Origin of the sequence: Xanthomonas hortorum pv. pelargonii, from assembly GCF_024499015.1 — a bacterium.
Taxonomy (GTDB): domain Bacteria; phylum Pseudomonadota; class Gammaproteobacteria; order Xanthomonadales; family Xanthomonadaceae; genus Xanthomonas; species Xanthomonas hortorum_B.
Window position 1 is genome coordinate 490605 of sequence record NZ_CP098604.1, and the last position, 14606, is coordinate 505210.

Consider the following 14606-nt stretch of genomic DNA (forward strand, 5'->3'; position numbering starts at 1 on the left):
CTGTGGAGGCATCCCATGTCCAAGCTCAGCGGCTGTACCTGCTTTCATCTGCGCCGTGCTGCACGGCGTACCTCCCAGCTGTACGACCACGCGCTGGCGCCGGTGGGTCTGAGCCTCAACGAATACTCGATCCTGCGCAGGCTGGATGCGGCGCAATCGCTGGGCGCGCTGGCACACACGCTGGGCATGGACCGCACCACCCTCACCCGCAACCTCAAACCGCTACTGGCGGCCGGATGGATCAAGACCCAACGCGGCGAGGATGCCCGGCAGAAATGGCTGGTCCTGAGCCGCAGCGGCCGTGGGTTGCTGGTGCGCGCACGGCCGCACTGGCTGGCGGCGCAGGAACAGCTCGAGGCGCTGTTCGGTGCGGCACCGACCGCACAGTTGCATGCAACGCTGGAACGCCTGGATGCCTTACTGGAGACAGCCGCATGAGCGCCCCGGCGACAGCGCGTGCGAGCGCGCAGTGGGGATTGCTGCTCATCGCCTCGGCGATGCTGATGCTGACGATGGGCGCGCGCCAGACCACCGGCTTGTTCGTGGAGCCGATCCATCGGCAGACCGGGATCGGCATCGCGTCGATCAGCTTCGCGCTGGCGGTGGGGCAATTGGTCTGGGGCGCGGTGCAACCGGTGTTCGGGGCGATTGCCGACGAGCGCGGCCCGTTGCCGGTGCTGCTGTTCGGCGGCGTGCTGTTATCGCTGGGCTTGGGGCTGAGCCCGTGGATGGCCAGCGAATGGGGGCTGATCGTCTCGCTCGGCATTCTGGCTGCCGCAGGTGCGGGCGCAGGCAGTTTTTCGGTGCTGATCGGTGCCACCGCCGGTCGTATTGCGCCGGAGCGGCGTTCGTTCGCGGCCGGGCTGATCAACGCCGGCGGCTCGCTCGGGCAGTTCGTGTTTGCGCCGCTGGTGCAGTTGATGATCGGCGCAGCCGGTTGGGCAAGGGCGATGACCGGGCTGGCAGTGATCTCGTTGTTGACCTTGCCGCTGGCCTGGCCGCTGCGACGTAGATCATCGCCGCCAGGCACGCGCAGTACCGTCGCAAACGACGACATCGGTTTGCGTGCGCAGTTGCGCCTGGCAGTACGCGATCGCAGTTACTGGTGCCTGCATCTGGGCTTTTTTACCTGCGGGGTACACATCGCGTTTCTGGTCACGCACCTGCCCGGCGAAATCGCACTGTGCGGTCTGCCTGCCAGCGTGTCTGCAGCATCGATCGCACTGATCGGCTTGTTCAACGTGGCCGGCAGCCTGGTCGCCGGCAAACTGGGCGAACGCATCCGCATGAAGTGGTTGCTGTGCGCGTTGTACGCCAGCCGTGCGGTGTTGATCGGCCTGTATCTGATTGCGCCGCCAACGCCACTGACCTTCTACCTGTTCGCCGCGGCACTGGGCTTTACCTGGCTGGGCACGGTGCCACCGACGGCAGGATTGATCGGCAAATTGTTTGGCCCGCGCTATCTGGGAACGTTGTTCGGGCTGACCTTGTTGTCGCATCAGGTGGGCGGTTTCTTCGGCGCGTGGCTGGGTGGGCTGGCGCTGGAGCGCTTCGGCGATTACAGCTGGATGTGGTACGCCGACATGGCGCTGGCAGTGGTCGCCGCACTGATCAATCTACCGATTCGGGAAGCGGCACCGGTCCGCGCGGTGGCGTAAGGCGCGGGCAAAGCGCGTGGGCATGGGTTGACGCGGCGCACAACAGCTTTTGCTGGCAACTCCGTTAGAACAGCAACGCAACGTGCGTTACCGCGTTGCGCTACCGGCGCCGTGATGTGCTGCCGGTCACTTTGTTGGCAGAGCGCGCGCGACTGCACGCATCGCTGCCAGTTGCGACGCTTCTAAGGAGAGCTTTCATGTCGTCATCGATGCCCCGCTATGCCTTGTCCCTGGCCATTGGCGCACTGCTTGCGCCCGCTGTGCATGCGCAAACCTCGACAGCAGAACCGCGCAGCGACGCCACCACATTGGATGCAGTGATCGTCAGCGGCACAGCGCGCTTCAAGGGCCTGGCCAAGCGCGATGCCAGCTTTTCGATCACCACCGCCAGCGCAGAACAGATCCAGCAGGCGGTGCCGCAGAGCACCGCAGACCTGTTGAAGATCGTGCCGGGCGTGTGGGCCGAGCCCAGCGGCGGTGGCACCGGTGCCAACATCTTCGTGCGCGGCATGCCGTCCGAAGGCGACGCGCCGTTCGTGACGATGCAACTGGATGGCTCGCCGCTGTTTCCGCCACCGACCTTGTCGTTTTTGGAAAACTCCACCTTGTTCCGCGTCGACGATACCGTCGAGCGCATGGAAGTGTTGCGTGGTGGTTCCAGCCCGATCTTCTCCAACGGGCAGCCGGGGCTGACAGTCAATTTCATCCAGAAAAAAGGCCAGGACGAACCCGAAGGCAGCGTGCGCCTGACCGGCGGCAACAACGACCTGCGCCGCATCGATGTGTTCAACAGCGGGCCGATGGGCAACGGTTGGTATTACAGCGTGGGCGGTTTCTTTCGCGAGACCGATGGCGTACGCGACCCGCAGTTTTCCGCCGACAAGGGCGGCCAGTTCAGCGCCACCTTGAGCAAGCGCTGGGACAGTGGCGAAGTGTCGTTGTACGCGCGGCATACCGACGACAACAACGCGTTCTATACCGCCATTCCATTGTTGTCGCGCAATAACGGCAACGACCTGTCCAACTTCCCCGGCTTGAATGCGCAGACCGGAACCCTGCTCGGCCGCGACTTCCGCAATGTCGATCTGCTGGTCGGGCCGAATGGACAGACCATCCGACGCGATCTGGCCGACGGACGTGGCGTCAATATCGATGTGTTCGGCGGCGAATTGAACTGGGAAACCGGCGCCTGGACCATTGCCGATCGCTTCAACGTGATGAGCGGCAGCGCGCCGACCTATGCGCTGTTCACCGGCGACGCACCGCAGCGCCTGAGCGACTTCATCGCCAGCTATGGCACCACCGGCAGCGGCAGTTTCACCAACGGCGGTGGCGCGGTCGACCCGAATCAGCAGGTGCTAGAAGCCGGCTGGTGGTCGGTGGACAAGCGCCTGAATTCGGTCACCAACGACTTGCGCCTGAGCCGCGAACTGTTTGCCGGCAATACGCTCACCGTGGGCGCGTACTACGCCAAGTACTCCTCGGCCGACACCTGGTATCTGGGCAACACCATGTTACTCACCGCGCAGAACAACGCGCGGCGTATCGATCTGGCCTTGGACAATGGGCAACAGGCCACGCGTCAGGGCTTCACCAGCACTGCATTCTTCAACCTGCGCGCGAACTACGACGGCGAGAACATCGCCGCCTTCGTCGCCGACGAATGGGAACTCAACGAGCGCTTGCGCCTGGACCTGGGTGCCCGTTACGAACGCCAGAGCGTGACCGGCGACGTGCACGATACCGCCAGCGTCGATCTGGATGCCAACCCGGCCACGTTGTACGACAACGCCACCTCGCTGGCACTGGCCAGCACCCGCCGCATCGATCAGGACGATGAAGCGTTATCGTGGACTGCAGGCCTTAACTTCACACTGGATGATCACAACAGCCTGTTCGCGCGCGTCAACTCCGGGGTGAAGTTTCCCGGCTTCGACAATCTGCGCGATGGACAGAATCGCGTGCAGGAAGTGGATCAGTACGAACTCGGTCTCAAGTTCGGCGCCAGCAACTACGATCTGTACCTGACCGCGTTCTACAACACCTTCAAGAACTCGCCGTTTCAGGCGTTCCTGGCCGATGGCACCAACTTCACCGCAGTCGGCGATTCGCGCGCCTACGGCATGGAAGTGGAAGCGGCCATCCGCCCGTTCGGCGGTTTCGAGCTGGCCAGTACCGGCGTCTGGCTGGATGCCAAGTACCGGGATTATCAAAACTTCACCGGCAACCAGGTGATGCGCCAGCCCAAGCGCCAGTTCCGCATCACGCCCAGCTATTACTGGATGCTGCCGTTCGGCGATCTAAAGCTGTTTGCCACCTATTCCTACGTGGGCGAGCGCTTTGCGGATCTGGCCAACAGCCAGCGCCTGCCCTCCTACGACATGGTGGATATCGGCGCCAACCTGCATGTGGGCGAGCACTGGGAAGTGACCGCAAGTGGCAGCAATATCACCGACACGCTGGGCCTGACCGAAGGCAATGTGCGCGTGCAGGGAGCCGCAACCGGCGGCGTGTTCATGGGCCGGCCGATTGCCGGACGGCAGTACCAGATGTCGGTGGCGTATCGCTGGTAGGTGCTGCAATCGAGAAGTGCGGGCGCTGACGCCTCGCCACGCGCGGCATCGGCGCCTGCGTTCGTCCTGCTGGCAACTGACGTTGTCATGTTGCAGGTGCGTGCACGTGCGCAGCGCTGAACGGTGCCAGATGCATGCATGGCGGCGCAGGTAACAGCGGCCGTTCTTCATAAAGCACTACAGCAGCGACGCATCTGATGCGTGCATGCTGCGACCAGGGCGCATTACCTTCGCGATCGGCGTAGCGCATCAATCCAAATGCGAAGCAGATTCGCGCATCGTGATTTTTTCTATCAATAGATTCCGGATAGATCGCAAAATATAGCGGCCAATCTCGTGCCGAAAACTTCGCATTGCGTGCGTGAGTCGGCATGCCTCGCATAAACTGCGCAGCGGGTCACGTGAATGTCACCTGGTGCCTGGCTTGCAAACAAGAATTGACCAATCTTTAATCGGATCGCTGCCGATGCATGCGCATCGCCAGCGTCGGTTGCGCGGACGCGCACAGGGGAGCCGACGGACGACCTGGTCGCATCCATCCAGCGTTTCTGACGGATGCGTTTCACTGGCTCTTTCGGGATACACGGACATGGCCCCTGTTGCTGCCTGTTGGCATTCTTCTTTTGCACGCTGCATCCAACCCGACCTGGTACTGACGGCTCGCCCGTACTGCCAGGCGCATGCCTCCGGCGTTGCCTGATCGGGTTTCCTCAACGCGGCCATTGCCGCGTGAATTCACTTTTCAACGTCTACTGATTCTGCCGATTCGGGCTCGATAGGCACGGCCCGAATGTGTTGAAGCAGTTGCACTGGCCGATCGCCTGATCGACCGGACGGGGAACTGTGTCGCTTTAACCGTGCCTACCCTTTGACCGGAATCAAACGGAATGAACCTTTTTCACAGGCGACATCTCGCACTGCTGATCGGCGCCGTGCTGATCGGCAGCCCACCAATCGCTGCGCTTGCCGCACAGCCGGCGACCGCTGCCCGGGCCAACGCAGGCGACCCGCTACTGCGTTATCAATGGCACATCTCCAACCAGGGACAAGCCGTGATCGGCGACAGCCGCCCGGTACCTGGCGTGGATATGGATGTGGATCTCCTGCATGCCATCGACATTCGCGGCCGCGGCGTGCGGGTTGGCGTGGTGGACGACGGCCTGGAACTGCGCCACGAAGATCTGGCCGACAATATCCTGCCGAATGGCTCGCACAATTTCGAAGACGGATCGCACGACACAACTCCCATCGATCCCGAGAATGCGCATGGCACGTTGGTGGCCGGCATCATCGGTGCGGTCGGCTGGAACGGCCGCGGTGGGCGCGGCGTCGCACCGGAAGCGCTGCTTGCCGGCTTCGATTTGTTCGGGCGGGCGTCGTCCACCTCCGATGCCAGCGTGCGCTATGCGTGGGGCGATGGACCCGAGGCGCGCAACATCGATGTGTTCAACAATAGCTGGGGGTCGGTCGCGTCGATCTACTTCGATTTTCCGGTGGAGGATCAGCAGTCCTGGGAAGCCTTGATGCGATCGACCCGCGGCGGTCTTGGCGGCATCTACGTCAAGTCTGCGGGCAACAGCTTCAGGCGCCTGCGCGTGCCGGACCAGACCGGAACGCCCGTCAACATCTGCAGCGAGCTATCGCGCACATTGAATGTCGGTTGCGCCCTGGCCAACATCGATCCGCTGGCCAACCTGCCGGGCACCATTGTCGTTGCCAGCGTCAATGCCAAGGGGCAACGCGCCTCGTATTCGTCGTCGGGTTCTGCATTGTGGGTGTCCGGTCTTGGTGGCGAGTTCGGGCGACAGCGCAAGTTCTACCCCAACGCAGCGCAGATCTTCGCGCCGGATACCGCGCCGTTCGCTTACGACCCGGCCATTGTCTCCACCGATCTGAGCGGCTGCCAGGCAGGCTACAACGTCGACAATCCCGCGGCGGTATTGAACGCGCTGGACAGTAGCGCCTCCAGGATCGATGCATCCTGCAATTACAGCGGCATCATGAATGGCACCTCGGCAGCGGCGCCTACCGTCTCCGGTGTGGCCGCGTTGATCCTCAGTACCAATTCCAGCCTGAGCGCGCGCGACGTCAAGTACATCCTGGCCACCACCGCGCGGCAGATCGATCCGTGGCAACCACGTGTGGCCTATCAGGGCAGCGTGATCGATCCGGGCTGGATCACCAATGCCGCCGGGCATCGCTTCAGTAACTGGTATGGCTTCGGGTTGGCCGATGCGGCGGCGGCCGTTTACAAGGCCAGCAACTTCACGCCACTGCCGCCGATGCGCGACACACGCTGGGTCAAGTCCGGCAATGCAGGTAGCCAGATCGGTGGGCCGGCGCGGCCGGCCACCCAGCGGATTCGCATCAAGCAGGCAATGAAGGTCGAATCGGTGCAACTGTCGCTGGAAACCGCGCATCTGACGCCCAGCAATCTGCGGGTGGTGCTGGTATCGCCCAGTGGCACACGCAGCTATGTGCTCACGCCGTTCTCGGCGCTGGATGCCGATGCCTATGCCAAGACCGGGTTCTATATCGACCTTACTTCCAGCAACGCGTTTCTGGACGAAACCTCGCAGGGCGTGTGGACGCTGGAAGTCACCGACATGAGCGAGCCCAGGACCACTGCTGCACTCAAGACGTTCAAACTTCGCATCGTGGGGCACTGATATGAAGAACACACTTGTTGTTTCGTTGTTGCTCGGTTGCGTTGCAGTGTCCGGCCTGGCGCAAGCCGCGCAGTACATGGATGCCAATACGCTCAGCGCCGCGGCCACCGGCGAGCGTTTCAAATCCGGAGCCGACATGTTCCGCATGCTGCCAGGCTCGGTGGTTGCCGAGACCCTGCCGGCTGACGATGCGGAACGATCAGCGCCCTTGTCCGGCAAGGCGCGCACAAGTGCTACTTCTTCGGTAGCCACAGGCAAGATTGCCGCACGCATCGGCCCGTATGCCGTAGTGCTGGACAACACCGCGGGCGCTGCGCGCAGCGCTGGCGTCTCCGGCACCGAACGCACGTTGGCAGCGGCAGTGAACGAGCGCACCGGACGCGTGGTGCTGGTCAGGCCGCAACTGAAATTGACCGGCACCACGCCAGCCACCGCGACCTCGCTGGCAGGCAGCTCAGGCGGAACCATCGCCTATGCCTCCGAGGTGGATGGCAGCGCGGTGATCACCTATTCCTCGATCGAACAGGCCCAGCGGGCGGTGGCCCGTCTGCAAGGCAGCAGCGGCATCGCGCAGGTATCGCTGGTGGTGATGCAGGCAGTCATGCAACCGATGTGAGTGCCACGGCCGCAGGCAAACGCCTGCGGCCTGGTTGCGTGACGGCGCTGTCCGCCGTGTCGGCGCCGCATCCTCCCTTCCCCTTTCGATGAGACCTCGTGATGACTCCCGCTTCCAGGCGATCCGCGCTGTGCTCGGCTGTGGCATTGGCGCTGTGCCTCTGCGCAGGTACCGCCACCGCCGTGGCGCAACCGGCTACCACTACCCCTCCCTCTTCCAAGGCGAAACAGGGCGACGACCCGCTGTTCCGTTATCAATGGCATCTGCGCAATCAAGGCCAGCCGGTGTTCGGCGATGGCAGACCGGTCGCGGGTGTGGACCTGGATGTCGACATCCTGCATGCGCTGGGAATTCGCGGCGCAGGCGTCAATGTCGCGGTGATCGATGACGGCCTGGAGATCGCACACCCGGACCTGGTCGACAATATCGTCGCCAACGGTTCGCGCAATTTCCTGACCGGCTCCAACGACCCGACGCCACCAGCGAGCGAGATCGATAGCGACCATGGCACCGCCGTGGCGGGCATCATTGCCGAGCGCGGATGGAATGGGATCGGCGGACGTGGCGTTGCGCCGGAGGCCAAGCTGGCTGGCTTCAATGCAATTGCAGAGACGGATGGCAGCAAGCAGTACGTCGACATTCGCTACGCCTGGGGCGACGGGCCGGAAGGGCGCGCCATGGAGGTGTTCAACAACAGTTGGGGCGGTGCGTCGCGCGTGTATCCCTACACCGAAGTCGACGAACAACAGTCGCTCGAAAGACTGATGCAGGCGCAGCGTGGCGGGAAAGGCGGGGTGTATGTCAAAGCTGCCGGCAACGAGTTCTTTGCCCTTATCGAGAACGATGCACAAGGCAATCCGGTAGATCGCTGCGCAGACCAGACCCGCAAACTCGGTGTCGGCTGCGCACTGGCCAACGCCGACCAGTTCAACAACCTGATGACCACGATCGTGGCCGGTGCCGTCAACGCCGATGGCGTGCGGGCGTCGTACTCATCTCCAGGCTCTGCGCTGTGGGTCTCCGGGCTGGGTGGCGAGTATGGGTTTCAGCGCGCCTTCGATCCGCACCCGGAAACAGCCAGACCCTCTTATGGGCTCACCAACCTTCTGCCGCTGCGGCGCTTCTATAAAGCCGCAATCGTCACCACCGACCTCAGCGGCTGTGCAGCGGGCAACAACCGTGACCGTACCCGCCAGATGTAGAACGCGCTCGACAGCAGCCGCTCCAAGATCGATGCATCGTGTAATTACACCGCGCGCATGAATGGCACCTCGGCGGCATCGCCTACCGTGGCGGGCGTGGCGGCGTTGATGTTGGGCGCCAATCCGCAACTGACCCTGCACGATGTCAAATACATCCTGGCCACGACCGCGACCCAGGTCGACCCGGCTCAACCCAAGGCCGTCTACAACGGCACCGTGATCGACCCGGGTTGGGCCACCAGTGCGGCGGGCCATCGTTTCAGCAACTGGTATGGCTTCGGGCTGGTCGACGCCGCTGCGGCTGTGGAACGTGCAATGCACTTCACCTCGCTGCCCGCCCAGCGGGACACCAGCTGGAAAGTGTATGAAGGCAACAGCAGCACCATTGGTGGTGTCGCGGCACCGGCCAGGTTGTCACTGAACATCACCCAATCCTTCAAGGTGGAAGGCGTGCAACTGTATTTCTCGGCCACCCACAAGGACCCCAGTCACCTGCGCGTGGTGCTGGTGTCGCCCAGCGGCACGCGCAGCACGGTGATGACGCCGTTTTCCACACTCGATCAGGCCCCCGATGGAACCGTGGTCTGGCTGACATCGAGCAACGCCTTCCTGGACGAACCCTCGGCCGGGCGCTGGACCCTGGAAGTCGACGACATGCTCGCCGACAAGGGCAAGGAACAACTGGAGGAATTCGAAATGCGCGTGGTGGGTCACTGACATGAAGACATCCTTGCTCACTCTGCTCGTTGTCGCTGCAGCAGGCGTCTGCGCTCCCGCATCGGCGCAGCTGGTCGACAGCAAACGCCTGCACGCTGCGGCGACCGGGCCGACCATCGCTGCAGGACGTACCAGCTTCCGGCTGATTCCCGGCGCAGTGGTCAGGCTGGCCGATGGCGCGCCTGCAACGACCGCCGCACGCGCGGTGCCGGCGTCGCAAACCACCACAGACGTCCCGGTTGCACGCTTCGACCGCTACGCGATCTATCTCGATGCCGGCACGGCCGCACGCACGGCCGCCGCGGTTCCGGCCGGGCAACAGCCGCGTGTGGCCGCAGCGCTCGAAACCCGCAGCGGCCAACTGATCTTGCTGGGCTCCTCAATCAAACTGTTCAATACCACGCCCGCTATCGCCGGTGCATTGGCCACACGTACCGGCGGCACACTGGTATATGCCTCGGCCATCGATGGCAGCGCGATGATCGGCTACGGCTCGGTGGCTACCGCGCTGGACAACTGCAGGCAGCTGCAGGGCAGCAAGGGCGTGGGAGCGATCATGCCCGAGGTGATTCCGCGGGCGGCACGGCTGTTGTGATACGTCACTTATGATGCGGCCGTTATGAACAGGCTGTGGTGACGCAGGCCACGCTGCAGCGATCGGGTTGCAGCGTGGTGCAATGGCGCAGCCCGGGTTACACCGGTAGCGGGCTGCGTTCGGCAAAGTGCCCGCGCCAATAGGGGTAGTACGGATACGGCGGCTCCACCGCACTCACCGCATCCAGGCGCGTACGCTGCTCCGGTGTCAGCGACCAACCGACCGCGCCCAGGTTCTGGCGCAGCTGCACCTCGTCGCGCGCACCGATCAGCACCGTGCTCACGGTCGGCCGTTGCAGCAGCCAATTGATGGCAAGTTGCGGCACGCTGCGGCCGGTTTCTTCGGCAATGGCGTCGAGCACATCGACGATATCGAACAGGCGTTCGTCGCTGATCGCCGGGCCAGCGGCGGCAGTGGCATGCAAGCGGCTGTGTTCCGGTAGCGGTCGGCCGCGGCGCAGTTTGCCGGTCAGCCGGCCCCAGCCCAGCGGGCTCCACACCACCGCGCCCACGCCCTGGTCGATGCCCAGCGGCATCAGCTCCCATTCGTAATCGCGCCCGGCCAGCGAGTAATAGGTCTGATTGGCGACGAAGCGGTTCCAGCCCTGCGCATCGGCCACCGCCAACGACTTCATCAGCTGCCAGCCGGCGTAGTTGGACGCGCCCAGATAACGCACCTTGCCGGCGCGCACCAGCGCATCGAGCGTGGACAGGGTCTCTTCCATCGGCGTCATCGCATCGAAGGCATGCAGCTGCAGCAGGTCGATATAGTCGGTGCGCAGGCGTCGCAATGAAGCATCCACTGCACGCAACAACCGGAAGCGCGAAGCGCCTGCATCGTTGGGCCCATCGCCTAACCGCAAACCGGTCTTGGTGGAGATGATCACCTGATCGCGGCGGCCCTGCAGTGCCTGACCGAGGATGTCCTCAGAAGCACCATCGGAATACACATCGGCGGTGTCGAACAGGTTAATGCCTGCCTCCAGACACAGATCGATCATGCGCCGTGCCTGCGCCACATCGGTGTCGCCCCATGCGGAAAACAGCGGCCCCTTGCCGCCAAACGTGCCGGCACCCAGGCCAAGCACCGGCACCTTGAAACCGGAACGGCCGAGAAAACGTGTGTCCATGACATGCTCCTGGAAATCGAAGAAACGAGCGCAGTGCTGGTCGATCGAAGGAGCGAATCAACCCGCCTGCACGCATGCGGCTGGCGCGTTCGCCCCACGACGCTGCAGATGCACGCTCCACAACGCGATGCCCAGGCCCACGGCGGTGAGCAATGCGGCAACCCACGGCGTCGCCACCAATCCGGCGCGCGTGGCGATGACCAGCCCGCCCAGCCACGCACCCAGTGCATTACCCAGATTGAACGCGGCGATATTGAGGCTGGAGGCCAGGTTCTGGCCGGCGCCGCGCGCATGCTCCAGCACGCGCAACTGCAGCGGCGCCACGGTGGCGAACGCGGCCACGCCCAACAGGCCGACGAACATCACCATGGCGATCTTGCTATGCAGGAAAAAGCCCATCGCACCGAGTACCACCACCAAGGCAGCCAAGCTGCCCAGCAGGGTCGCGGTGGGGCGTCGATCGGCCAGGCGACCGCCCAGCAGATTGCCGACGATCATGCCCATGCCGAACACCAACAACACCGGCGACACCGCCGCCTGCGCGAAGCCGGTCACATCCACCAGCAGCGGCTGGATATAGGTGAACACCGCAAACACGCCGGCGTAGCCGATCACCGTCATCGCCAAAGCCAGCAGCACCTGACCGCGTGCCAGCACCGCCACCTCCTGCCGCCACGGCACCGGCACGGCAGCGCCTGCGGCCGCCGGCACCCACAGCGCCACCGCAGCCGTGGCCAGCACGCCGATCACCGTCACTGCCCAGAAGGTCGCGCGCCAGCCCAACTGCAGGCCCAGCCACGCACCGGCCGGCACACCCAGCAGGGTGGCGACGGTGAGGCCGGCAAACATCAGCGAAATCGCCGAGGCGCGGCGGTCGGCCGGCACCAGCGAGGTCGCCACCACCGCGCCCACGCCGAAGAAGGTGCCGTGGGCGAGCGAGGTCAGCACGCGCGCGGCCATCAGACTGGCGTAATCGGGCGCCAGCGCGCAGGCCACGTTGCCCAGGGTGAAAATCGCCATCAGCCCGACCAGCACCGCTTTACGCGGCAGCCGCGCACTGGCCAGGGTCAGCACCGGCGCGCCGACGAACACGCCCAGCGCGTAGCCGCTGATCAACAGGCCGGCGGCGGTCAGCGACACATTCAGATCGGTGGCCACCTGCTGCAGCAAGCCCATGATCACGAACTCGGTGGTGCCGATGCCGAACGCACCGATGGTCAGCGCGAGCAGCGCCGGAGGAAAACGGGAAGAACGCACGGAAGCGGACATGAGGGTGGGCCAAGGAGGACTGCGCACAGCCTGCGCCGCTGCGTCTTTCGGAAAAACCCCTACTATCCTGATTCACTATCAACGCAGCATTGAGAATCGTATGGACCGTCTCGGCGACATCGCCCTGTTCCTGCGCGTGCTCGACGCAGGCTCGATCACCGCCGGCGCACGTAGCCTGGATCTGTCCGTGGCCGTGGCCAGCCAACGCCTCAAGCGGCTCGAACGCGATCTGGGCGTGCGCCTGCTGCACCGGACCACGCGCCGCCTGCACCCCACCGCAGAAGGCCAGCAACTGGCCGAACGCGGCCGCGTGCTGGTGGAAGATCTGGATGCGCTGGCCGACGATCTGCGCGAGAGTGCGCACGATGTCGGCGGCACCTTGCGGGTGACGCTGTCGGCCTCGTTCGGGCGGCAATACGTCTCGCCGTTGCTGCCGGAGTTCCAGGCCCGCCATCCACGGGTGCGCATCAGTGCGCACCTGAGCGACGATCTGGTGGATCTGGTCAAGCAGGGCTTCGATCTGGCAATCCGCATCGGTACGCTGGACGACTCCGGGCTGGTGGCGCGGCGCATCGCCGACAACCGCCGCACCCTCGCCGCCTCGCCCGACTATCTGCGCCGCCACGGTACCTCGCGCACACCGGACGATCTCGCCGGGCATGCCGGCGTGCTGTTGATGGGCCGCGACGGCCGCCAGGACGTCTGGACGCTGCAGACGCCCGAAGGCGGTCTGGTGCGGGTGCGCATGCAGAGCCGCTTCGAGAGCAACTTCGGCGAGCTGATCCGCGATGCGGTGCTCGCCGGTCAGGGCATCGCGCTACATTCGTACTGGCATATCGCCGATGAGCTGCGCGCCGGCAGCCTGGTCGCAGTGATGCCGGATTACCCACCGCCCACCTCGCAGATCAGCGCGGTGATGCCGGCACGCCAGCTGCAACCGCCGCGCGTGCGCGCGTTCGTGGAGTTTCTGCTGGAGCGTCTGGGCGAGGTGCCGCCGTGGGAAGTGGCTACTTGAGCGTTGGCGCGGTGGTCGATTCGGCAGATGCTCGCAGGGTGTGGATCGATGCGTGCTGTTAGAGCCGGATGCTTTCAACAATCGCAGCCTTGCGCTCGCCTTGGGAGGTGATCGAACGGTGTGGATTGGTTGGTTGTAGAGCGGCTGATTTGCGGGTTTGCTGCAGGGCCCTTGCCCGCCTACCATCGCGGGACACGCCGCAAGTACGTTCTTGTAAGGCATCAATGCCGCATGATGATCTGCGGCCTGGCTGCAGGGCCCTTGCCCGCCCACCATCGCGGGACACGCCGCAAGTACGTTCTTGTACGGCATCAATGCCGCATGATGATCCGTGGCCTGGCTGCAGGGCCCTTGCCCGCCTACCATCGCGGGACACGCCGCAAATACGTTCTTGTAAGGCATCAATGCCGCATGATGATCTGCGGCCTGGCTGCAGGGCCCTTGCCCGCCCACCGTCGCGGGACACGCCGCAAGTACGTCCATGTAGGCTCTTACGCGGCATCCATGCCGCGTAAGGTCCCGCGACGGTGGGCGGGCAAGGACCAGTGGAGATGGTCGGTGTGCATGTTGCAGCCAAGGCATGACGCCCGTTGTTCGGATAACGGCGCGTTCGGTCATCTTCCCAATACAGGTCGAGCAACGCACAAGCTTTTAAGAAAGCAACCGACAAACTCTCTGGTGCGGTGTCCTCGCCGATTGCGGGACCGTGTGGCGGCATGGATGCCGCCACCGAGCCTACAGGGACGTACTTGCGGCGTGTCCCGCGAGCGGCGAGGACACCGCGCACTCGACCAACCAAGCTTTTGATCGCAGCTAAACGGCGCAACGACTCAAAATCTCTGTATTTCACTCTTCAACGAAGGCGAAGGTGGAGCGCAGTTTGCGGCCATCGACGCAGCGTTCCAGAGGACTGACTAGCCGCTCTTAGCGCCCGGCACGCAACAGACGCTTGTGCAATCCGCGCCGCTGCGCGTCGCTGAGCAGATGCCCATGGGTGGTCAACAATCCCAGGATCTGCTGATGCGCCTGCTCGGTGCGCCGGGCCAGTTCAGCGCTGGCGGCGGCTTCGATCGCCTTCCAGTCGGCTAGACTCGTTGGCGCGGGGATGGTCGAACGTTGTGCGGGCATGGGCGAGGCGGTCACGGAAACAGGCGCTCGCGATA

10 protein-coding genes and 1 pseudogene are annotated in these 14606 nt (G+C 64.2%); 8 read left to right on the top strand and 3 right to left on the bottom strand.

All coding sequences use genetic code 11. From position 1 onward, the window contains the following. The first annotated feature begins 15 nt into the window (after window positions 1-15). The 7 genes and pseudogenes from NDY25_RS02185 (at window position 16) to NDY25_RS02215 (ending at window position 10030) form a co-directional block, all read left to right on the top strand. Window positions 16-438 carry a MarR family winged helix-turn-helix transcriptional regulator gene (locus NDY25_RS02185; RefSeq protein ID WP_168957798.1) on the top strand — a complete coding sequence of 141 codons (423 nt, stop codon included), beginning with the start codon at window positions 16-18 and terminating at the stop codon, window positions 436-438. Continuing rightward, window positions 435-1658 carry an MFS transporter gene (locus tag NDY25_RS02190; protein WP_168957799.1) on the top strand — a complete coding sequence of 408 codons (1224 nt, stop codon included), beginning with the start codon at window positions 435-437 and terminating at the stop codon, window positions 1656-1658. The genes NDY25_RS02185 and NDY25_RS02190 overlap by 4 nt, the downstream gene beginning before the upstream one ends. Before the next feature lie 197 nt (window positions 1659-1855). Further along, complete coding sequence (locus NDY25_RS02195) at window positions 1856-4231, top strand: TonB-dependent receptor (RefSeq protein WP_168957800.1); 2376 nt, start codon at window positions 1856-1858, stop codon at window positions 4229-4231. 920 nt (window positions 4232-5151) lie between these two features. Continuing rightward, window positions 5152-6900 carry a S8 family peptidase gene (locus tag NDY25_RS02200; RefSeq protein ID WP_180336528.1) on the top strand — a complete coding sequence of 583 codons (1749 nt, stop codon included), beginning with the start codon at window positions 5152-5154 and terminating at the stop codon, window positions 6898-6900. A gap of 1 nt (window position 6901) precedes the next feature. Continuing rightward, window positions 6902-7516: a hypothetical protein gene (locus tag NDY25_RS02205; RefSeq protein ID WP_168957802.1), complete on the top strand. Its 615-nt coding sequence runs from the start codon at window positions 6902-6904 to the stop codon at window positions 7514-7516. A gap of 101 nt (window positions 7517-7617) precedes the next feature. Continuing rightward, window positions 7618-9435, top strand: a pseudogene (locus NDY25_RS02210) (S8 family serine peptidase). A gap of 1 nt (window position 9436) precedes the next feature. Next, complete coding sequence (locus NDY25_RS02215; protein ID WP_168957803.1) at window positions 9437-10030, top strand: hypothetical protein; 594 nt, start codon at window positions 9437-9439, stop codon at window positions 10028-10030. 97 nt (window positions 10031-10127) lie between these two features. Here NDY25_RS02215 and NDY25_RS02220 read toward each other — a convergent pair whose 3' ends face one another. Next, entirely contained in the window at window positions 10128-11159 is a 1032-nt protein-coding gene (locus NDY25_RS02220) for an aldo/keto reductase (RefSeq protein WP_168957804.1), read from the bottom strand. 57 nt (window positions 11160-11216) lie between these two features. Further along, window positions 11217-12428 carry an MFS transporter gene (locus NDY25_RS02225; RefSeq protein ID WP_043908415.1) on the bottom strand — a complete coding sequence of 404 codons (1212 nt, stop codon included), beginning with the start codon at window positions 12426-12428 and terminating at the stop codon, window positions 11217-11219. Window positions 12429-12528: 100 nt separating this feature from the next. On the opposite strand from NDY25_RS02225, the gene NDY25_RS02230 reads away from it, so the two are divergent. After that, the gene (locus tag NDY25_RS02230; RefSeq protein WP_251754840.1) at window positions 12529-13443 is read left to right on the top strand and encodes a LysR family transcriptional regulator; all 915 of its coding nucleotides are present in this window, start codon (window positions 12529-12531) and stop codon (window positions 13441-13443) included. A gap of 924 nt (window positions 13444-14367) precedes the next feature. Here NDY25_RS02230 and NDY25_RS02235 read toward each other — a convergent pair. Continuing rightward, window positions 14368-14571 carry a hypothetical protein gene (locus tag NDY25_RS02235; RefSeq protein ID WP_168957813.1) on the bottom strand — a complete coding sequence of 68 codons (204 nt, stop codon included), beginning with the start codon at window positions 14569-14571 and terminating at the stop codon, window positions 14368-14370. Window positions 14572-14606 lie beyond the last annotated feature (35 nt).